Raw genomic sequence first — 20,239 nt, 5'->3', positions numbered from 1 at the left:
TTAGAATATTCCTGTTTTATCCTTACGTTCCTGACAGACTAGTAGCTTGAGGCCTGTTTTTGTAGTAAACTGTATGGAACAAATCAATTGGGGAATTATTGGTTGCGGAGACGTGACCGAAGTGAAAAGTGGCCCGGCTTTTAATAAAATACCCCATTCCCGGTTAGTGGCCGTGATGCGGAGAGATGCTGAAAAAGTTGCCGATTACGCCAAACGGCACAATGTTCCTGCCTGGTACACCGATGCCGACGCGCTCATCAACGACCCGAATGTCAACGCGGTCTACGTAGCCACGCCCCCCGATAGCCATGCCGACTACGCCATCCGGGCCATGCGGGCCGGGAAACCGGTTTACGTGGAGAAACCGATGGCACTCAATGCCGCCGAGTGCGACGCTATGAACCGGGTAAGTCAGGAAACGGGCGTACCCCTGTTTACGGCCTTCTACCGGCGGTCCTTGCCGTATTTTCTGAAAGTAAAGGAGCTGATTGACCAGCGGGTTATCGGTGACATTCGGTACGTGTCCATGCAGTTGAACTGGTTGCCGCCGTCGGCCGCATCGGATGGCGTAAAACCCGGCTGGCGGGTGTCGCCCGAAATTTCCGGGGGCGGCTATTTTCACGATTTAGCCGCGCATCAGTTCGACTTTCTGGCGTTCGCCCTGGGTCGCATTACAAAAGCCAGCGGCATTGCCCGCAACCAGGCCGGTCTGTACGCTGCCGACGATATCGTGGTGGCTACTTATGCATTTGAATCGGGCGTGTTGGGAACCGGAAGCTGGTGCTTTACCGCCAGCAACGCGCAGCGACTGGAACAAACGCAGTTGATCGGTTCCAACGGTACTATCACCTTCTCGTTCTTCGAAAACTTCCTGATTAAGGTAGAAACCGCATCCGGCACCGACGAATACACCGTCGCTTTTCCCGAACACGTACAGCAACCTCTCATTGAGCAGATCGTCAGTGAGTTAAGGGGAGAAGGTAAAAGCCCGAGTACCGGAGAAACCGGCGCACAAACCAGCCTGATACTGGACTGGATAGCGAATGGAAAAGAGACGTTTCAGGGAGAATAGACCTAATGATAAGGGCTTTAGTGCGGTACGTTAAGTTCTGTACCATTCCGCTTGCCAAACGACCAGTACCACACGGCCACGGCGCCCAGCCACCCCAGTACCAGCCAGATACTTACCGGCAGGCCAAACATGATAAGTAATAGCCCAATCACAAACGCGGCAATGATGCCCGATAACCAGCGTTCGGGCAGGACCGCATAGCCGTAAGCCAAACTGTGCATCAGCAGCAGCCAGCCCCAACCCGTTAACCAGAGCCAGACGACGTAATCGGACTGGATGGCTTCGGGGCAGTTGCGGAGCAAAATCAGTAGTTCGGGGAGCCACAACAGGCCGTACGTGAGTGCGTACCTCCCCAGCCGCTGCCCCCACGACAGCGGTAGATTGGGTAAAAACAGCAGGTATTTCCGCTCAAATGCGCTCACCTGCCCACCTACCTGCGCGTGACCCAGTATGGCTATCAATAAGCCAATAAGCAGTAATCGCTGGTCATAGTCGTCAGTAGGGTAGAGTCGGCAAACGCCCGCCAATAGCAGGCCGGAAAAGGCTTTGGTCAGTACCAGGGAAAGTGGTTCATGCCGGAGCCAGTAGATTGGGAAAAACAGTTCGTAGGGCAGCTTTAACGAAATGGGCGGCAGTTGGAGCGTGTCAGGATTGGGGTGCCTCAGGCGAAAATCGGCCATCAACGCTCCTGCGCTAATCAGCAATAGCAGAAAGATGAGGATGGCCCAAAACGAATCCCACCGCCCTTGTTGAGTCGCTATCTCGAGCATCCAGCCGCCATACAGCAGAACCGGAAACAGTAGGGCCGATTGCACCGTTAGCCACAAAATGACCCGTTTTGGGGTGGGCACCAGCCAGAACGTTTGCAGAAACAGATGCTCCGGCGCGTGCAGTTCCTGCCACACGAACGACACCGTTTTCAGCAGGTACAAACCCCACAGCACGAACACAATGGCCAGAAAAAAGGGGGAGCCAAGGGCCGCCATAATCAACGCCCGGTGTTCATTGGCACTCAAAAATCCGAAGGCCAGCAGCACAATCACCAGAAACGTACCCGCATTTCTGGCGTAGAACGGCCCGACAAAAATCCGGTTCAGCAGGGTGAGCAGTACCATCATAGAACAGGGGTTATAATCCCCTGACTCACCTGCCAGGTCCCCGTTATGTCCAACCCGGTGAGGCAAACGTCCTGATGCGAGGTGAGCAGGAATGAAACGGCCTGTTCGGTGCGGAGTTTGCCAATATAGTCGAACAGGCGGGCGGCTGTAGCAATGTCCAGGGTGCTGAGTGGTTCATCCAGCAGCACTAGTCGGGGAGTGCCGAGCAGGGCCAGCAACAAGGATAGTTTTTTGAGCATCCCACTCGAAAACTGCCCCGTCGGTTTCGTCCAGAATGTATCGACACCCAATAATTCGGCCAGAGTATCCACCTGCCTGGCAGGGCTTTGTTTGGCTTTTCCCACAAAGCTGGTCAGGTCCTGGGCGGTCAAAAAGGTGGGGTAAACGGGTTCCGCTTCGGCGTAGTTGACCCGCATCTGATACGCCACCGGGTCGCGATTAATTTCGTATTGATTTTCTAACAAGACGGTCCCTGAAAACGGCAACAAACCCGCCACGGTCCTGAAAAATGTAGTTTTACCAGAACCGTTGCCCCCCTGAAAATAGTGAATGCCCGGTAGCAACTGCAGCTCCGGCACCGACAGAGCAGTAACCCCGTTGTAGGCTTTGGTAAGGTTAGAAATGGAGAGCACTTTTTAATGATGAATGATAAATGATGAATGACCCCTCCCTTTATGGAAGATTATCCCTGGCAAAATTCATCATTCATCATTTATCATTCATCATTATTTTCACCAGCTCATTCCCAACCGAACGCCCCCCACAAAATTGCGGGCCGGGGCCGCGTTGAAATAGCGGTTGCCTACCGCGTTGAGGTCGTAGCCCAGCGAGTAGGTCCGGTCCAGCAGGTTGTCGCCACTGGCATATACATCGAGCATCCAGTGCTGCCCCAGCTTCCGCCGGAAACCGAGGGTGGCCTGGAGCAGTTGCGTAGGGTCCGACAGGGCCGTGTTCGCGTCGTTCAGCGCAAATTCCTTCAGGAACTGGTAGGTCAAGTGGGCGTAGAGGCCCTGTTTCGTTTCCGCGTCGATACCGGTCACGTTGGTGGTGGGGGCCACGCCTGGAATCCGGTTGTTCGACAGGTCGACGGTGCCCTGCTGGTAGTTTTGGTATCGGTAGTCGGTCAGGGTCAGGTTGTTCCAGAGCCGGAGCAGCGAAAAGGTGGCGGTTGATGAGGGCAACACAAAATCGTAGGCCAGCTGGGTTTCGATACCGCGCTGGCTGGTGCGTCCCGCATTCACGAAATACTCAGCCCCGGCCGCATCCGACCGCCGAACAATAGTCTCGGTCAGGTTCAGTTCGTAAACGGCCACATCGAACCGCAACCGGCTGTTGAGGGCCGACCCCCGCAGTCCTACTTCGTAGCTGGTGCCTCGTTCGGGGTTGAGGGCCGTGTTGAAGCCCCCCGCCGAGGGGCGCACTTCATCTTTGGAAGGGGGCGAATAGCCCGTGCTGATGCTGGCAAAAGCCGATATCGACTGGCCAAACAGCCGCGACAGGGCCACGCGGGGTAACCATACAGGCGCGAAGTCGCGGGGCAGAAGCTGGGCGGGCTGCGCCCCCTGCGGGCGGATGGGGAAACGCGTGAACCCGTAATTGACCGTGTTACGGCTCAGCCCAGCCGTCAGCCGGAAGCGGGCGGGAAGTTCGGTTTCAGCTTGGGCAAACACTGTAAGCTGTCGGGCAATCAATTCTTCGTCGGTCTGGATGGTGTCGGGCAGGCCCTGCCGGTTGCCGAAGTTGCGGATAACCGTGAAGTTACGTAGCAGTTCGGCCCCGGCTGTAATCGTGGTCGGCAGTGGGCCGTTCGGTAGTCGGAACTGGGTCACCGTTCGCCCTCCCAGCCCCTGGTCGGCACTTTTCTGGTAGTTGGTGATGAATGGGTTGGCAAAATCGGTTGTGGTGCCGTAGATAACTGTCGTGTTCTGAATCCGGTCGTTCCAGCGGTACTCGTGCGACAGGCCGAAGTACCCCTGTTTCTGGTAGATGCCCGCCTGCTGATCGGCACTGCTGCGCAGCGTAGCCGTGGCCGGGCGCGAGGCTCGCGGGTTGGCCCGGAACTGCGCTTCGGTGAGGCCGCCGGGCGTCTGGTAATGCAGGTCGGAATATAGGGCCAGCACCGAAATGGTCCGTTTGTCATTCACGCTGAACGACCCCGTCAGGGTGAGGTTGTCGCGCACGACGGCGCTCTGGTCGCGGTAGCCATCGGATTGGAGGTGGTTGTAACTCAGCGAGAGGGCCGTATTGTTTTTGCCGGTCTGCACTGCCACACTGTTCCCGTATAGCCCATAGGAGCCCCCCAGGGCCGACACCTCCACGCTGCTCTTGCCGGCAGGAACCGCCAGGCCGCTGAACAGAATGGTGCCGCCCGTGCCAGCCCCATACAAACTGCCCGATGGCCCTTTGATCACCTCCATCCGCCCCAGCGACCGTACGTCGAGTGCGTTGAGGGCCGTGTTACCACCGGCATCGGTCAGGGGCAATTCATTCCAGTACACTTTTACATTGCGCACTCCAAACGGCGACCGGATAGCACTCCCCCGAATAGCCAGCCGGTAACTTCCCGGCGACCGTTCATCGGCCCGTACGCCCGGCAGCGTGTTAAGGGCGGGCACCAGGGTCGGTATCCCAAACCGCTGGTTCAGATCCCGGCTTGTCAGAATACCAATGGAAGCCGGCGTTTCCAACAGCCGCCGGTTCGAGGCATAGCCCCGCACAATGACTTCATTGAGTTGAAGCGTATCATCCAGCGAGACCGGAGACGTGGGCGTTTGGGCCAGGCTAAGAGAAGGCGAAGCGAACGCGATAAATGCAATGAGTTGAACGGGTAATTTGGGCATATTGCTCCTGGATACAGAATGAAGTTACTAAATAGCGTTTGTTTGTCATTCCGAAGAATGAGGAATCTCAATTATCCCGATGCTTGAGATTCCTCATTCTTCGGAATGACAAACCAGAAACAACAAACATAAGCTTGTATTAAGAAGTAAGGTATCGTTGACCGTAGACGTAACGTAATTGATTGGGCACAAAAGTACGGAATCCTTCAGTTGTCAACCTACCCCGACCAACCTAAAAACAGCCTAATTCGGCAACTTCACCCGGTACAGCCGAAACGGGTAAGCTACTTTGTCGGCCCCGTTGTTGTACCGCCTGGTGCGCTGAATCTGTGCGGCCGTCACGTACAGATAGCCATCAGTGCCGATGCCGAAACTGTCGGGCCAAAGCAGGCGGTCGTCCTGAACGAGGGTTTTTAACTGCCCTCCGGGGGTAAAATAGCGAATGGCCTTGTCCGGCGAATCGGTCAGGTACACGTTTCCGGCTTTATCCGCTATCATGCCGTGCGAAACCCCAGTTTCACCCATTGTTTCGACGTGTGCTGATAGTTCGGTAGCAGACAGGCTGGCGTTGGTCAGGTACTTTGTGTCGATACGGTATAGTTTCGTTTGCGTGATGGGCCGAAAATAGAGGTACTGAAAATCGTGGCTCAGGGCAATACCGTTCACGTTGCTTCGGAAGGGATTGCCCCGGCTATCGCGTACCTCCTTCCCCTCGATGGTCAACACGAAATTGGGGTCGGCTTTGGTCGATTTATCGTTTTCCAGCACGGTCCGGCTAGTGCCCGAGGCTAAATCGAGAACCACGATGGCCGCCCGTCCGGGATCCGACAAATACGCCACCTGCTGGCGGGAATCCACCTGTACATCGTTCAGGGCTGTACGCTCGCGGGGTAGATCGGTAAACCGGTATACCTTTTCAATCTCATTGGTTTTCAGGTTTATCTGCACCAGTTTGATGCCTTCGGGAATGGCTTTCTGTCCGGCGGGGCTGGCCGGGTCGAGCACCCACAGCGTATTGGTCTGGTCCACGAACAGAGCCTGCACATTGATAAACCGGGTCTGCGCTTTCAGGGAATCCCACTTGTTCCATTCGGCATTGGGGTACGGGCGTCGTTCGCCCCGGACGATTTCCGCCAGGCCGTAATCGTAGGTGTCCGGATTTTTGGGGAACGTAACAAAAAGGCGGTTTTCAAACGAAACCCCCAGCCCAATGGGTTGATGCTTCCCAAAGGCCGCTACGGTTTCCAGGGTCGGGGTCGATTTGGATTGAGCCATCAGGGATAAACTAGTCATGGAGAGAAGCAGGCTCAACAGGCTCATTTTCAGTTCGTCTCTTAGCTGGTCGATTAGCATGGGTACTTGTTTACAGTGTTAGCTATCCGCTTTTATCGGGTGGTTTCACCGCGCAGGGTGAAGTTCTCTCCTGATGAAACAGGAATACCCGGAAAACTGTTAGTACCTGGATACCCAATTTGTCCGGCCATCAAAAAACCGCTACTGAACCGGGCGGTGAACACTGGCTAAATCCTGATTTTTCGGTATATTTGATTCCAAATCAATGGCTCACTAGTAATGGGCCGTGTTTATCGGTTTGCTGGCCGGGACGTTAAGGTCAGCGGTTTTCACCTTCACAATGCTGTAACCTTGATATTTTCCGAATTTAATCTGCACGACGACCTGCTGGCTGGTGTAGATGCCATGAATTACCTTAAAGCCACGCCCATTCAGGAACTGGCTATCCCCAAAATCCTCGACGGACGCGACCTCATTGCCAGTGCCCAGACCGGCACCGGTAAAACGGCGGCTTACCTCATTCCGCTCCTCGACCGAATTTCCCACGCCAACCACGACCATACCAGCACCCTGATTCTGGTACCAACGCGGGAACTGGCCAAGCAAATCGACGAACAGGTAGAAGGGTTCGGCTATTTTGTGCAGGCCAACAGCATCGCCATTTACGGCGGGGGCAAAGGCGACGACTGGGATAAGCAACGCAAAGCCCTCGAAACCGGGGCCGACATCATTATTGCCACACCGGGGCGACTGATGGCGCATATGCAGCTTGGCTACGTCAATTTCGACAAAATTGATTATCTGGTGCTCGATGAGGCCGATAAGATGCTCGATATGGGCTTCTCGGATGATATTCTGAACATTGTGGACAAGATTCCGAAAAAGCGGCAGACCCTGCTGTTTTCGGCTACCATGCCCAACAAAATCCGGGAGTTCTCCAAACGTATCCTGATCGACCCCGAAGAAATCAGGCTGGCTGTATCCAAACCGGCCGCCGGTATCGACCAGCAGTTTTACCTGGCCTACGATAGTCAGAAACTGCCCCTGCTAGCTCATCTGATTAAGAACAGCACGAAGCCCGTGAGCAGTATGGTGCTGTTCACCTCCAAAAAAGCGGAGATAAACAGCATTGTACGGGCCCTGAATAAACTGGGTTACGAATCCCGTGGTATCAGTTCCGACCTGGAACAGGATGACCGGGAAGTTGTCCTGCGCGACTTTAAAAACAAAGCGTTTCCCATTCTGGTCGCTACGGACGTGCTCTCGCGGGGTATCGATATCGATAACCTGACGCACGTGGTCAATTATGACATCCCCCGCGATGCCGAAGATTATGTTCACCGCATTGGGCGTACGGCCCGGGCCGCTACCACCGGAACCGCTATTACCTTCATCAGCGATCAGGACCAGAACCGGATCGTAAACATCGAACGCCTGATTGAGCGGGAAATGGATAAGCAGTCTATTACCGAGGAGTTGGGTATGGGTAAATCGCCCGTGTTCGACCCCAAACGGTTTAGCGGTTTGCGGGGTAAAGGTGGACGTGGTGGGAATGATGCGGGTCGGGATAACCGGCGGAGTGACGGTGGACGCGACCGTGGGGGGCGTGATGGACAACGGAGAGAGGGCAGGAGCCGGCCCGAAAACCGGGAAGTCCCGGTTGGGGAAGCGCCACAGGAACGGCCCCGCCAGACGGATGCAGTTGATACGGAACACAAACCCACACCGGATAAAATAACGGCTCTTTCTGATGTTTTGCCGGTCAACGGGCAACGGCCGGCCCAGGATGCCAGCGAAGCCGGGAAGAACAAACGTCGGAAGAAACGTCGGCGCGGGCCGCGTGAAGGGGGACAGTCGACGGAGGGAGATAAAATAATCGATAAAAATACGGACCAATAAATAGATTTCTTTCATTCTCAACGTCAAAGGGCGAAACCAATTTGACGGTCTGCGTAAACTCCTTTTTGCCATAAGTGGTCAAAACGGTAAATTGATTAATAAGTAGTTTTTAAGTCATTCACAGCTAGTGCACTGCATTTGTAATGAGCAGAAAGCCCAATTTAATTATTGGGCTTTTTTTGCTTTCTTTAGTGGATTACAGACGCAATGTCCTATGACTAGCCCTATCTCACGCAGACAATATTTACAAAAAATGTCGCTGGCTGTTGGCGGATTAATGGCCCATTCAGCCGATTCATGGGCCGAGCCATCGTCCGCTCCTAAGAAACTGGGTGTAGCTTTGGTAGGCCTGGGGAATTATGCTACCACGCAACTGGCCCCGGCCCTGCTGGAATCGAAAACCTGTTACCTGGCTGGTATTGTAACCGGTTCGCCGGAGAAAGCCAAAGCCTGGTCTTCAACTTACAATATCCCGGCGAAGAACATTTACAACTACCAGACGTTCGACCAGATAAAGAACAATCCCGACATTGACATTATCTACGTTGTACTGCCCAATTTCCTGCATGCCGAATACACCATTCGGGCTGCTCAGGCGCGTAAGCATGTGATCTGCGAAAAGCCGATGGCCATGAATGCCGAAGAAGCCCGGCGGATGATCTCCGCTTGTAAAGACCACGGCGTACAGTTGTCGGTAGGGTATCGACTGTATTTTGAGCCGCATCATCTGGAAATGCGCCGGTTGGGTCTTCGGCAAACATTTGGAGCGGTCAAAATGATTGAGTCGAGCCTGGGTTTTACGCTGCCCCCGCCCAACTCGTGGCGGTTGGATAAAGCCATTGGAGGGGGAGGTGCCATCATGGACTTGGGCGTTTATGCCATACAGGGAGCCCGACGGATATTGAATGACGACCCTATAAGTGTAACGGCTCAGGCCTATACCTTCGATCGGGTCAACTTCAGGGATGTGCACGAAACGGTTCTCTGGCAGATGGAATTTGTCGGGGGAGCTGTAGCCCACAGCAGTACTACCTATTCGTCGTACGTAGACCGGCTTTACGCCACCTGCGAGCGGGGTTGGTTCAAACTAGAACCCGCCTTCAATGCCACAGGGTCGCAGGGTGTTACCAGCCTTGGCCCTATGGATGTACCCTCTCCGCAGTATCAGCAGGTTGCGCAGATTGATGCATTCGCCCAGAGTATTCAGAAGGGAACCAAACCGGAGGCATCGGGCGAAGAAGGCTGGAAAGATATGAAAATCATCGACAGTATTTTACGGGCTGCCGAAACCGGCCGGAAAATAGAAGTTGACTGGAACAGCGTTAGGTATACCGAGTTGGTAGGGAATAGTAAATAAGCTGCCTGCGTAGTCAACTACGCAGGCAGCACACCGTTATCTTTTCTTGGTTAGCTAACTCACATATTCCGCCGGTACTGTCCGCCCACGGCGTAGAGGGCGTTGGATAGCTGCCCCAGCGAACATACTTTGGTGGCTTCCATCAGGCCCTCGAAGAGATTTCCGTTTGCCAGTGCGGTAGCCTGCAAGTTTGCCAGTGCTACTTCTGCTTCGGTTTGGTGCCGTTCCTGAAATGCCCGGCACGAATCGACTGCGTACCGTTTTTCATCGTCCGTTGAGCGGATGACCTGAGCGGGTACGATGGTGGGCGAACCAGCCGGGTCGAGGAAGGTATTGACCCCCACCAGGGGTAGCTTGCCGTTGTGCTTGAGGGTTTCGTAGTACATGGATTCCTCCTGAATCCGGCTGCGCTGGTACATGCGTTCCATGGCGCCCAGTACACCGCCCCGCTCGTTGAGGGCCAGGAATTCCTGATACACGGCTTCCTCTACCAGTTCCGTTAATTCCTCCACTACGAAAGCCCCCTGCAACGGGTTCTCGTTTTTCGTCAGCCCAAATTCCCGGTTAATAATGAGTTGGATCGCCATGGCCCGCCGGACGGATTCTTCCGTGGGGGTCGTGATGGCTTCGTCGTAGGCGTTGGTGTGCAACGAGTTACAGTTGTCGTAGATGGCCAGCAACGCCTGTAGTGTAGTGCGGATATCATTGAAAGCGATTTCCTGCGCGTGCAAACTCCGGCCCGATGTCTGGATGTGGTATTTCAGTTTCTGTGAGCGTTCGTTGGAGTGGTATTTATGCTTCATGGCCTTGGCCCAGATGCGCCGGGCCACCCGCCCCAGTACCGTGTATTCCGGGTCCATACCGTTGGAGAAAAAGAACGACAGGTTTGGGGCAAAAGCATCGACGTTCATGCCCCGGCTGAGGTAATATTCCACGAACGTAAACCCATTGGAGAGCGTAAACGCCAGTTGCGAAATGGGATTGGCCCCTGCTTCGGCAATGTGGTAGCCTGATATGGACACCGAGTAAAAATTTTGCACCTGATTATCCGTGAAATACTGCTGGATATCGCCCATCATTTTGAGGGCAAATTCGGTAGAAAAGATGCAGGTGTTCTGCGCCTGGTCTTCTTTCAGAATATCGGCCTGCACCGTTCCGCGCACTTTCCGGAGCGTATCGGCTTTTATTTGGGCATACACCTCCGGGGGCAGCACCTTATCGCCCGTTGTGCCGAGCAGCATCAGGCCCAGCCCATCGTTGCCATCGGGCAGGGGGCCGTTGTAATGGGGGGCTTGTTCTGGTTCTTCTACCCCGTGCTCTCTACCCGCTGCCCCCTGCTGGCGCAGCCATTTCTCGCACTGCTGGTCGATGGCGGCATTCAGGAAGAAGCCGAGCAACATGGGCGCGGGGCCGTTGATGGTCATAGATACGGAGGTGGCGGGGTCGCAGAGGTCGAAGCCGGAGTAGAGTTTCTTGGCATCATCCAGCGTGCAGATGCTCACGCCGGAGTTGCCTACTTTACCAAAAATATCGGGCCGCAGCGCCGGGTCTTCGCCGTAAAGCGTAACGGAATCGAAAGCCGTAGAGAGCCGTTTGGCGGGCAACCCTTTCGATACGTAGTGGAACCGCCGGTTGGTTCGCTCAGGGCCGCCTTCCCCGGCAAACATACGAGTCGGGTCTTCGCCCTCGCGCTTGAGGGGGAACACCCCCGCCGTGTACGGAAATTCGCCCGGTACGTTTTCGGTTAGTAGCCAGTGGAGAATATCGCCCCAGTCGTGGTACCGGGGCAGGCTTACTTTCGGGATTTTCAGGTGCGACAGGGTTTCGGAATACAGCGGTTGCCGGATTACCTTGTCCCGTACCCGAAACTCGTAAAATTCGGCTTTGTACCGTTCCTGTACCTGAGGCCACTGCTCTACCAACGCCCGGCATTCGTTGGTAAGCCGGGCATATTTTTCGGCTTTTATCCGTACTAACTCGTCTTTCCCTGCGCCATCCGGCAGGAGTTGCAGGGCACCTTCCAACTGGTACCACTGCCGGGCAAGGGTCGTTTGCTCCCGTATGAACTGGTCATACCGGCGACTTTCCTCCACAATCTCCGCCAGGTACCGAACCCGGTCGGGGGGGATGATAGGGGTGGGGGTTTTCGGTAGCTGGTTTTCGGTTTTCGGTTCCCGGCCGGTTTTTTCGGCTGCGTCAGCTACCATAAACGGTAAACGGTAAACCGAAAACCCCAAGCTATCTATCAGTCGCGCAAAGAGGGCGTTCATTCCTGCATCGTTGAACTGCGAGGCCACGGTGCCCAGAATAGGCAGTTCCTCATCCGGCACGTCCCACCGGTTGTGATTGCGCCGATACTGTTTCCGAACGTCGCGCAGGGCATCCAGGGAGCCGCGTTTGTCGAACTTGTTGATGGCAATCATATCGGCAAAGTCGAGCATGTCGATTTTTTCCAGTTGCGTGGCAGCTCCGTATTCGGCGGTCATCACATACAGCGTCTTGTCGGCGTGTTCGGTAATCTCCGTATCCGACTGCCCAATGCCGGATGTTTCAACAATGATTAAATCGAATTGGGCGGCTTTACAGACATCAATGGCATCCTGCACGTGGCGGCTCAGGGCCAGATTTGCCTGTCGGGTGGCCAGTGAGCGCATGTAAATGCGGCCTGGTTCGCCCGCCTGGGGCGTAATGGCATTCATCCGAATCCGGTCGCCGAGCAGCGCACCACCCGTTTTGCGTTTGGAAGGATCGACAGAGATGATGGCCATCGTTTTATCGGGAAACGTTCGCAAAAACCGCAGAACCAACTCATCGACCAGCGAGGACTTTCCCGCGCCCCCCGTGCCGGTGATGCCCAGAACGGGTACGGGAACCGGTAAGGTCCTGGAGACTTTGTGCGTTTGGTACTGTTCCGGTGCGTTTTCGGCAGTAGTAATCAGGCGGGCAATGGATTCGGGGGATTCTACGGATAAATCCGGCCGTTGGGTAACGGGAGGCAGTTCAAAATCGCACTGGCGCAGCAAATCATCGATCATGCCCTGTAACCCCATCGTCCGGCCATCGTCGGGGCTGTAAATGCGGGTGATGCCGTAGGCGTGTAGTTCCTTTATTTCGGTGGGCAGGATGGTGCCACCCCCGCCCCCGAAGAGTTTGATATGCCCCGCACCGCGTTCCCGGAGCAGATCGTACAGGTATTTGAAAAATTCCAGGTGCCCGCCCTGATAACTCGTCACGGCAATGCCCTGCACATCTTCCTGGATGGCGCAATCCACAATGTCGGCTACCGACCGATTGTGCCCCAGGTGGATGACCTCTGCTCCCGATGCCTGCATCAGCCGACGCATCAGGTTAATGGCCGCGTCGTGCCCGTCGAATAGAGAGGCTGCCGTAACGATGCGGATTTTATGGGCAAACACGATTGTCTTCGGCGCAGGGAGTTGGGATGCCTGGGTAGTCATAGGAGTTGGGTGCGAACAGGCACCATTTTTGTCATCTATTAACCTATAAAGGAAACAGGATGGCGGTATACTTAAGCGAAACCCGGTGTAGCCTGATTCAGGGGCTAATTAATCGGGTGCAACAGCACGGGTATTCGCCATTGGTTGCCGTAAAAAACGCCCATTTTATAATGCACAACGGAACAGAAGCGGAGAAACGTATTTTCCGGTAAAACAGCATGGGCGCCTGATTTGTATTATTCTTTATGAAGGGCATGGAAATGCGGAGATTTTACCTATCATTGATTACCGAATGCGCTAAACAGGCAGGCAATGAACACATTATCAGGCTCAATATGGCTAGTGGATGACGATGAGGACGACTTGGTACTCATGAAGGCTGCTTTCCACTGCATGGCTGACCGGATTACGATCAAAGCCCTGCATGATGGCGAGGAATTGTTGCCGCATTTGCAGGAAACATCGGATTCGCCAAACCTGATTGTGATGGACCTGAATATGAACCGGATGGGAGGGCTACAAGCCCTTGAGATTGTCCGGTCTGTGGGTAAATACAGCCACTTGCCGGTAGTGATGCTGACAACGTCCAGCAATCCGGCCGACAAGCGAAATTCGGTAGCCCTCGGTGCCAATGATTATCACATAAAACCCGCCAGTTTTAATGAACTGACGGTGCTGGCGAACCAACTGATTCGGCAGTGGGTTATGAAACCTATTGCCTGATAGTACCCTCCCCCTATTTTTATATGAAAGAGTGCCTGATTGATCGGTATAATATTACCATTACAGGAAACCAGGACGGACAGGTAGTCTTGTTTGCACACGGGTTTGGCTGCGATCAGGGCATGTGGCGTTATATGGCCCCCAGCTTTGAAGCCGATCATAAAGTGGTACGGTTTGATTATATCGGTCACGGCCACGCCAATCTGAATGCTTATAACCGCGAACGGTACGCCAGCCTGCACGGCTATGCCCAGGACGTACTGGACATTTGCCAGGCCCTCGACCTGCAAGACGTTATCCTGGTGGGGCACTCGGTTAGCAGTATGATTGGGGCGCTGGCCTGTATTCGGGAACCTGACCGGTTTGTTCGGCTGATAATGGTTGGTCCGTCGCCCCGTTATATTAATGATGGTGATTATTACGGTGGCTTCGAGCAGGAAGATATTGAAGGGTTACTGACCATGATGGATGGTAACTTTTTTAGCTGGGCTACCTCAATGGCACCGGCTATCATGGGCAATGCAGACCGCCCCCAACTGGGTCTCGAACTGCGTGAATCATTCTGCCGTACCGACCTTGATGTAGCCCAGCAATTTGCCCGGGTTACATTTTATAGCGACAACCGGGCCGATCTGCCCAAACTCAAGACCCCATCGCTGGTTATTCAGTCAACGGACGATATTATTGCTCCCATAGCTGTGGGGGAGTATGTAGCCCAACAAACGCCTAATAGTCGTTTGTGCATCATCACTGCCACGGGACATTGCCCTCATTTGAGCGCACCCGTCGAAACCACCGACGCTATACGTCAGTACCTGGCATCTGTCAATTAACCTGTCGCACCCTACTATGCAGGAAATTGCCCCGCTGATACCGTGTGGAGTGCTCGTACTAAATGCCGAAAGTTGTATAGTTTCCATCAATCCGTTTGCCTGCTCCCTGCTGGAATACGAGGCTGCCGAGCTGGTGGGCCAACGGATTGACCGGTTACTGACGATACCCAGCCGGATTTATTTCCAGACCCATATTTACCCCCTGATTACCTTACGGAAAGTAGCCAGTGAACTGTATCTAAACGTACAAACCCGGCAGCGGGTCCAGATACCCGTGCTGCTAAATGCCGTCAGCCAGGAGCAGGATGGAACGTCAGTTACCTATATCTCCTTTATTCCGGTTTACCAACGGAGGCAGTTTGAGCAGGAGTTGATCAACGCGAAAAAAGCCGCCGAAGAAGCACTGCTTCGTAATGATGAACTGGTTAAACTGAAACAGGAACTGGAACTCCATCAAACCGACCTCGACCGGCAACTCAGCTATATGCAGCACCGGAATGACGAACTCGAGCAGTTCAGCAAAATCATTTCGCACGATTTGCAGGAACCTCTCCGCAAGATTACCTTATTTGCCGACCTGCTCAGTCACGAGAAACCGGATGCGCTGACCAGTATGGGAAATCGGGCGCTTGTGGGTATTGAAACGGCTACCGTCCGGATGCGACAGCTCATCAGCGATTTGCAGTTCTACTTCACCCTGGCCGGTCAGTTGCCTGACTTGGTTGACACCATTGACCTGGCGAAGCTCGTCCAGGAATTGATACGGGAATTTGGGATGGCCCAGGCTACGTTCGAGGTGGAAGCGCTGCCTGCCGTACTGGGTAACAAAGCGGAGCTGATTAATTTATTCAGGCATCTGCTGGATAATGCCGTGAAATTCAGAGAGCCGGGGCAATCGGTTGCCATACGGGTGACCGGCACGGTAATTGGCATGAATAGTTTTCAGCATCTGCCCAACAAGTACCGTTACTCAGACTACGCCCGTATCATCGTTTCCGACAATGGGCCGGGGTTCAGTAACCAGCACAGCGAAGAGATTTTTCACATCCTCAAGAAGCTGAGTCCCAATACTCCCGGTATTGGCCTGGGGCTGGCTATTTCCAAAAAAATAGTGGAACGGCATAATGGACAGATTTCGGCGCAATCCTCACCAGGGAAAGGCACCCAAATAACCGTATTGCTGCCTGTTGTCTGATCGTGTTCTGGCCGTTGATCCTGACCGCACCATCGAGTGTTTCGTCCTGAACCTGGGCTGACGTATACACTAACGTTGACAGGTACGGAAATCGGTAGCCTTAATGGTAAACCGGACCAATGGTGCCGCCTGTCAATCCGTAGTGTCCTTTATCCTTATCCGTTACCCAGGAGCCATTGTCAAACCTATATTTGTTATTGCAAAATGCTCAAACCAATGGCAACGCAACTAAAAAAAATACTTTCCTTCGGGCTGCTACTGGCCGGATCGTTGTCTGGTAATGTTCAGGCCCAGGACAGCGCATTACTGTACGAAGTAACGGGACCGGGCCTATCTCAGCCTTCGTACCTGTACGGCACATTTCACCTCATTTGCCCCAACGACCTCGTCATTACCGAGGCCATGAAAAAGGCCATGGGCAGTACGCAGCAGGTATACCTGGAACTGGACATGGACGACCCGGCCATGATGGGCAGTATGCAGAAGGCGATGCTGATGCCTAATGGCAAAACGGTGAAAGACCTGCTCAAGCCCGACGATTATACCGTGCTGGATACCTACCTCAAACAGAAGATGAGTATGGGACTGGCGCAACTGGGCATGCTGAAACCCATTGGCCTTCTGTCCATGATGTACATGACTATGCTGCCCTGCCAGCCAGCATCCTATGATATGACGTTCGCCCAGATGGCCACCACCGACAAAAAAGAGGTGCGCGGGCTGGAATCGCTGGATGATGAACTGGCGGCTCTGGATAAAATTCCGCTGGAAGAGCAACTAAAGGGCCTGGTCGACATGGCAAAGAACCCCGACGAAGCAAAACGGGAATTCATGAACATGATTGAGTTGTACAAAAGTCATGATCTGACAAAGTTGATGAATACCATGAAAACCAGCCAGTTCAGCGGGGGCGATTTTACGCAGTTTGAGGAAAGCCTGCTTGCCGACCGGAATACTAAGTGGATACCGGTCATTGAGAAAGCGGCCAAAGAGAAACCAACCTTTTTTGCCTTTGGTGCCGGACACCTGGGTAACCAGAAAGGCATTATCAATCTACTGCGCAAGGGAGGGTATACGGTGAAAGCCGTGGAGTGAGATACCTACTCAGGGATTAGTCTCGCAGACTATAGCAAGAAAAAGCCCGTTGCCTGACGGGTATTTTTTTGCTATAGCCATTAGACCGCGCCATATTCCCGCTTTACTTACTGTGCAGACGGCTCTCCCTTTAACCGTTTGCTTCCCGAAACGATGATTTCACTTTTCCACTCTTTTTCCCTGGGGGGCGCAGTGCTTGGCTTACTGGGTCTTCTCAATAGCTGGATGGGCACACCCGGCACGCCCGCTTCTCACCAGAAGGCAATCCAAATCGACACGACGAACCGGCCCGAAGAGAATCGGTTTACCAAAACGGTGCTCTCCAACGACCTCAACGAGCCAATGGAACTGGCCGTAGCGCCCGACGGGCGCGTGTTTTTTGTGGAGCGGGGGGGTAAGTTTTACATGTACGACCCCGTACAGAAGAAAACCCGGCTCCTGCATGACTTCCCGGTGAAAGCCGTCGAGAAATACCTGAACGGCCTGCTGGGTATGACCATCGACCCGAATTTCAGCCAGAACCACTATCTCTACTTTTTCTACACCATTCAGGACGGCGAGCAGACCAAACAGCGTATTGCCCGCTTCGTCATGAACGATGATAATACCCTGGATGTAGCCAGCGAAAAACCCATTATCGAATTCCCCATCGACCTGGAAGTGAGTGCTCACACGGGTGGCTCCATGACCTGGGATACGCACGGCAACCTCTTTATCTCCACCGGCGACAATACCGTTCCGTTCGAGTCGAGCGGGTTTGCACCCATCGACCAGCGGCCGGGTCGGCATACGTTCGATGCGGAACGGTCGGCGGGTAACCCGAACGATTTGCGCGGTAAAATTCTGCGTATCCACGTTGAAAAAGATGGTCCCGGGGGCGCGTCTGCCTACACCATTCCGGATGGCAACCTGTTCCCGAAAGGAACGCCGGGTACGCGTCCGGAAATTTACGTGATGGGTTGCCGGAACCCGTACCGTATTTCGGTCGATCCGGTTACGTCCATCCTGTACTGGGGCGAAATTGGCCCCGATTCCGGTACCGATGGCGAGCAGGGACCACGCGGGTACGATGAGTTTAACCAGGCAAAAAAAGCCGGTAACTACGGCTGGCCTTTCTTCGTGGGGGATAGCAAACCCTATTATCACTACGATTTTGCAACCAAAGCCGTGGGCGAACTGTACAACCCACAGGCACCGGTCAACAACTCGCCAAACAATACCGGCGCAAAAACGCTGCCGCCCGTAAACAAGGCGATGGTGTGGTATCCGTACAACAAATCAGATGAGTTTCCGCAGCTGGGTGTGGGTGGTCGCTGCGCCATGGGTGGCCCGGTCTACCATTACGATGCCGCCAGTACCTCGAAAACGAAAATTCCGGTGTACTACGATAAGGCGCTGTTTATGTACGACTGGATGCGGAACTGGGTCTTTGCCGTACGAATGGACGATCAGCAGAACTACGTAGGTATGGAACGGTTCATGCCGGAGCGGGGCGATTTTCGGCGCCCGGTCGATATGGAGATTGGGCCGGAGGGGTCAATTTATATGCTCGAATACGGCTCGGTGTACGGGATTGATAACGTCGATGCGCGGCTGGTTCGCCTTGATTTTAACCCCGGTAACCGCGCTCCGGTAGCCAAACTCACTGCGAATGACACCATCGGACTGGCCCCGCTGACGGTGGCTTTCGGTAACGATAGCTACGACTACGACAAAGCCGACCGGCTCCGGTACGAGTGGCGGTTTGAGGGTAATGCCGTAGCCTCAACGGAGGCTAAAACGGCCTACACGTTTCGTAAAAACGGCATCTACAAAGCCCGGCTGACCGTAACCGACCCATCGGGTAAATCCAGTACGGATACGCTGACCCTCAAAGTAGGTAATACCATGCCGCGGGTGGCTATTTCGACAACGGACAACAGTACCTTCTTCTTCCCCAATCAGGCGCCCCTGCATTACGCGGTTGTGGTGGCCGATAAAGAGGATAAGGTTATTGATAAAAAGAAGGTAAACGTCGCGATGACCTATATCCCCAAAGTGGCCGATTCGGATCAGCAACTGGGCCATCAGCCAATTTCGGCTTCGTTCAACTTAGGGAAAAACCTGATTGCGGGCAGCGACTGCAAGGCGTGCCATCAGGTAGATGCCAAATCCGTCGGGCCATCGTTCACGGAGATTTCTAAAAAGTACCGGGATGATAAAACGGCAACGGCCAAGCTCGCCAACAAAATCATCATCGGGGGTGGGGGCATCTGGGGCGAACACGCCATGAGTGCCCACCCACAACTCTCCCGGGAGGAAACAACCGAGATGGTCAAATACATTTTCTCGCTGGGAGTGAAACCCGCCGACAATCACTTGCCCCAACAGGGTAGTGTAGTACTGAAAGACCACATTGGGAATGATCAGTCGAGTCGCTATATTCTGACCGCTTCGTATACCGACAAGGGAAGCGTTGATAGTAAGCAGCCTACGCTTTCGCTAACCCAGCAGGATGCGCTGATTCTGCGCCCCACCAAAGTGCTGGCAACCGAAGCCGACGAACTGCACGATATGGCCAAACAGGGTCGGCGACTGGGTAACATTCAGGATCAGTCCTGGTTTATGTTGAAAGGTATTGACCTGAAAGGCATCGACCAGCTCACCTTTCATTACGCATCAAAAGACCAGGATGCCATCATAGAGGTGCATACCGATTCGCCAACGGGCCCCGTGATCAGTCAGGTGAAAACCACACCGACGGGCGATGGCCGGAAGTATGCCGACGTGACATCGTCCCTCAAGACCCCGGTTGGCAAACACGATTTGTATTTCGTATGTACGAAACCCGGCGGCAAAAACCTGCTCTCGCTGGAATGGGTACTGTTTGGCCAAAAAGGAGCCGGGGAAGCACTGGGTGCAAAGTCAACCGAGAAGTAGGGACTTATACGGGCTTGAATTGGTTCAACCCTGCATCGGGCCGGGTGGCCGATGTTATGGAAAAAATAGGGAAGAGCCTATATTGACCTTCGGATGAAACCGAGGGGTTTAGTCGAGCACCTATGGTAAGGGAATAGTCAATACCACTTTGACGACCATGCAATCTGGCTTGTCTGGTTGTCAAAATGGTCTACTTGCTCGTTACTCTTCTTTGTCGACGATAGGACAAATAAGCGCTTAAGAAGAAAAAATCAGCCAGCGTAGCATAGAGATAATTGCCACTCGCACCGGTCAAACCAACAAGTACGAGGCCAAAAATAAAAAGGGCCAAATAGTTATTTCTCATGATTTACGAAGGTGTTCAAGGCGTACAAATGAGCCTGTGTAAAACTAAACAGTCATAACCAGAATACAATAGAAATGAAGTAACTAATTTA

General features: G+C 53.9%; 14 protein-coding genes. 9 read left to right on the top strand and 5 right to left on the bottom strand.

Translation table 11 applies throughout. The features are described 5' to 3' along the window. Positions 1–73 precede the first annotated feature (73 nt). A complete protein-coding gene (locus B156_RS0111775) occupies positions 74–1,072 on the top strand; it encodes a Gfo/Idh/MocA family protein (protein ID WP_018619921.1) in 999 nt (332 codons plus the stop codon). Between the two features lie 17 nt (positions 1,073–1,089). Here the strand turns inward: B156_RS0111775 and B156_RS0111770 are convergent, their stop codons facing one another. From B156_RS0111770 to B156_RS0111755, 4 genes are all read right to left on the bottom strand, one after another. Further along, complete coding sequence (locus B156_RS0111770) at positions 1,090–2,190, bottom strand: hypothetical protein (protein ID WP_018619920.1); 1,101 nt, start codon at positions 2,188–2,190, stop codon at positions 1,090–1,092. Further along, complete coding sequence (locus tag B156_RS0111765) at positions 2,187–2,822, bottom strand: ABC transporter ATP-binding protein (protein ID WP_018619919.1); 636 nt, start codon at positions 2,820–2,822, stop codon at positions 2,187–2,189. The genes B156_RS0111770 and B156_RS0111765 overlap by 4 nt, the downstream gene beginning before the upstream one ends. Before the next feature lie 99 nt (positions 2,823–2,921). Beyond that, entirely contained in the window at positions 2,922–5,030 is a 2,109-nt protein-coding gene (locus B156_RS0111760) for a TonB-dependent receptor (RefSeq protein WP_018619918.1), read from the bottom strand. 243 nt (positions 5,031–5,273) lie between these two features. Further along, entirely contained in the window at positions 5,274–6,383 is a 1,110-nt protein-coding gene (locus B156_RS0111755) for an SMP-30/gluconolactonase/LRE family protein (protein WP_018619917.1), read from the bottom strand. Between the two features lie 345 nt (positions 6,384–6,728). Here B156_RS0111755 and B156_RS0111750 point away from each other — a divergent pair, with 345 nt between their 5' ends. Then, the gene (locus B156_RS0111750; protein ID WP_040585526.1) at positions 6,729–8,222 is read left to right on the top strand and encodes a DEAD/DEAH box helicase; all 1,494 of its coding nucleotides are present in this window, start codon (positions 6,729–6,731) and stop codon (positions 8,220–8,222) included. 253 nt (positions 8,223–8,475) lie between these two features. After that, positions 8,476–9,579, top strand: a complete 1,104-nt coding sequence (locus B156_RS0111745) for a Gfo/Idh/MocA family protein (protein WP_018619915.1) — start codon at positions 8,476–8,478, stop codon at positions 9,577–9,579. Between the two features lie 59 nt (positions 9,580–9,638). On the opposite strand, the gene B156_RS0111740 is transcribed toward B156_RS0111745, so the two are convergent. Then, on the bottom strand, positions 9,639–13,037 hold the full coding sequence (locus tag B156_RS0111740; protein WP_018619914.1) for a methylmalonyl-CoA mutase family protein: 3,399 nt from the start codon (positions 13,035–13,037) through the stop codon (positions 9,639–9,641). Positions 13,038–13,096: 59 nt separating this feature from the next. On the opposite strand from B156_RS0111740, the gene B156_RS31375 reads away from it, so the two are divergent. The 6 genes from B156_RS31375 (at position 13,097) to B156_RS0111710 (ending at position 19,802) form a co-directional block, all read left to right on the top strand. Continuing rightward, complete coding sequence (locus B156_RS31375) at positions 13,097–13,249, top strand: hypothetical protein (protein WP_018619913.1); 153 nt, start codon at positions 13,097–13,099, stop codon at positions 13,247–13,249. Positions 13,250–13,349: 100 nt separating this feature from the next. After that, positions 13,350–13,760 (top strand): response regulator, encoded by a 411-nt coding sequence (locus B156_RS0111730; RefSeq protein WP_018619912.1) that lies wholly within the window; start codon positions 13,350–13,352, stop codon positions 13,758–13,760. A gap of 23 nt (positions 13,761–13,783) precedes the next feature. Further along, the gene (locus tag B156_RS0111725; protein WP_018619911.1) at positions 13,784–14,593 is read left to right on the top strand and encodes an alpha/beta fold hydrolase; all 810 of its coding nucleotides are present in this window, start codon (positions 13,784–13,786) and stop codon (positions 14,591–14,593) included. A gap of 16 nt (positions 14,594–14,609) precedes the next feature. After that, complete coding sequence (locus B156_RS0111720) at positions 14,610–15,788, top strand: ATP-binding protein (protein WP_018619910.1); 1,179 nt, start codon at positions 14,610–14,612, stop codon at positions 15,786–15,788. 216 nt (positions 15,789–16,004) lie between these two features. Then, positions 16,005–16,883: a TraB/GumN family protein gene (locus B156_RS0111715; RefSeq protein WP_018619909.1), complete on the top strand. Its 879-nt coding sequence runs from the start codon at positions 16,005–16,007 to the stop codon at positions 16,881–16,883. A 153-nt stretch (positions 16,884–17,036) separates the two neighbouring features. Then, a complete protein-coding gene (locus tag B156_RS0111710; RefSeq protein WP_018619908.1) occupies positions 17,037–19,802 on the top strand; it encodes a PQQ-dependent sugar dehydrogenase in 2,766 nt (921 codons plus the stop codon). The last annotated feature ends 437 nt before the right edge of the window (positions 19,803–20,239 follow it).

The organism is Spirosoma luteum DSM 19990 (assembly GCF_000374065.1).
GTDB lineage: Bacteria > Bacteroidota > Bacteroidia > Cytophagales > Spirosomataceae > Spirosoma > Spirosoma luteum.
The sequence above is the reverse complement of the archived record's forward strand: the minus strand, read 5'-3'. Positions and strand labels throughout refer to the sequence as shown.

Coding starts and splice junctions, on each gene's coding strand:
- B156_RS0111740 (WP_018619914.1), bottom strand. CDS start 13,037: ATGACTACCCAGGCATCCCAACTCCCTGCGCCGAAGACAATCGTGTTT.
- B156_RS0111745 (WP_018619915.1), top strand. CDS start 8,476: ATGTCGCTGGCTGTTGGCGGATTAATGGCCCATTCAGCCGATTCATGG.
- B156_RS0111755 (WP_018619917.1), bottom strand. CDS start 6,383: ATGCTAATCGACCAGCTAAGAGACGAACTGAAAATGAGCCTGTTGAGC.
- B156_RS0111725 (WP_018619911.1), top strand. CDS start 13,784: ATGAAAGAGTGCCTGATTGATCGGTATAATATTACCATTACAGGAAAC.
- B156_RS0111770 (WP_018619920.1), bottom strand. CDS start 2,190: ATGATGGTACTGCTCACCCTGCTGAACCGGATTTTTGTCGGGCCGTTC.
- B156_RS0111720 (WP_018619910.1), top strand. CDS start 14,610: ATGCAGGAAATTGCCCCGCTGATACCGTGTGGAGTGCTCGTACTAAAT.
- B156_RS0111750 (WP_040585526.1), top strand. CDS start 6,729: ATGAATTACCTTAAAGCCACGCCCATTCAGGAACTGGCTATCCCCAAA.
- B156_RS31375 (WP_018619913.1), top strand. CDS start 13,097: ATGGCGGTATACTTAAGCGAAACCCGGTGTAGCCTGATTCAGGGGCTA.
- B156_RS0111775 (WP_018619921.1), top strand. CDS start 74: ATGGAACAAATCAATTGGGGAATTATTGGTTGCGGAGACGTGACCGAA.
- B156_RS0111730 (WP_018619912.1), top strand. CDS start 13,350: ATGAACACATTATCAGGCTCAATATGGCTAGTGGATGACGATGAGGAC.
- B156_RS0111715 (WP_018619909.1), top strand. CDS start 16,005: ATGGCAACGCAACTAAAAAAAATACTTTCCTTCGGGCTGCTACTGGCC.
- B156_RS0111710 (WP_018619908.1), top strand. CDS start 17,037: ATGATTTCACTTTTCCACTCTTTTTCCCTGGGGGGCGCAGTGCTTGGC.
- B156_RS0111760 (WP_018619918.1), bottom strand. CDS start 5,030: ATGCCCAAATTACCCGTTCAACTCATTGCATTTATCGCGTTCGCTTCG.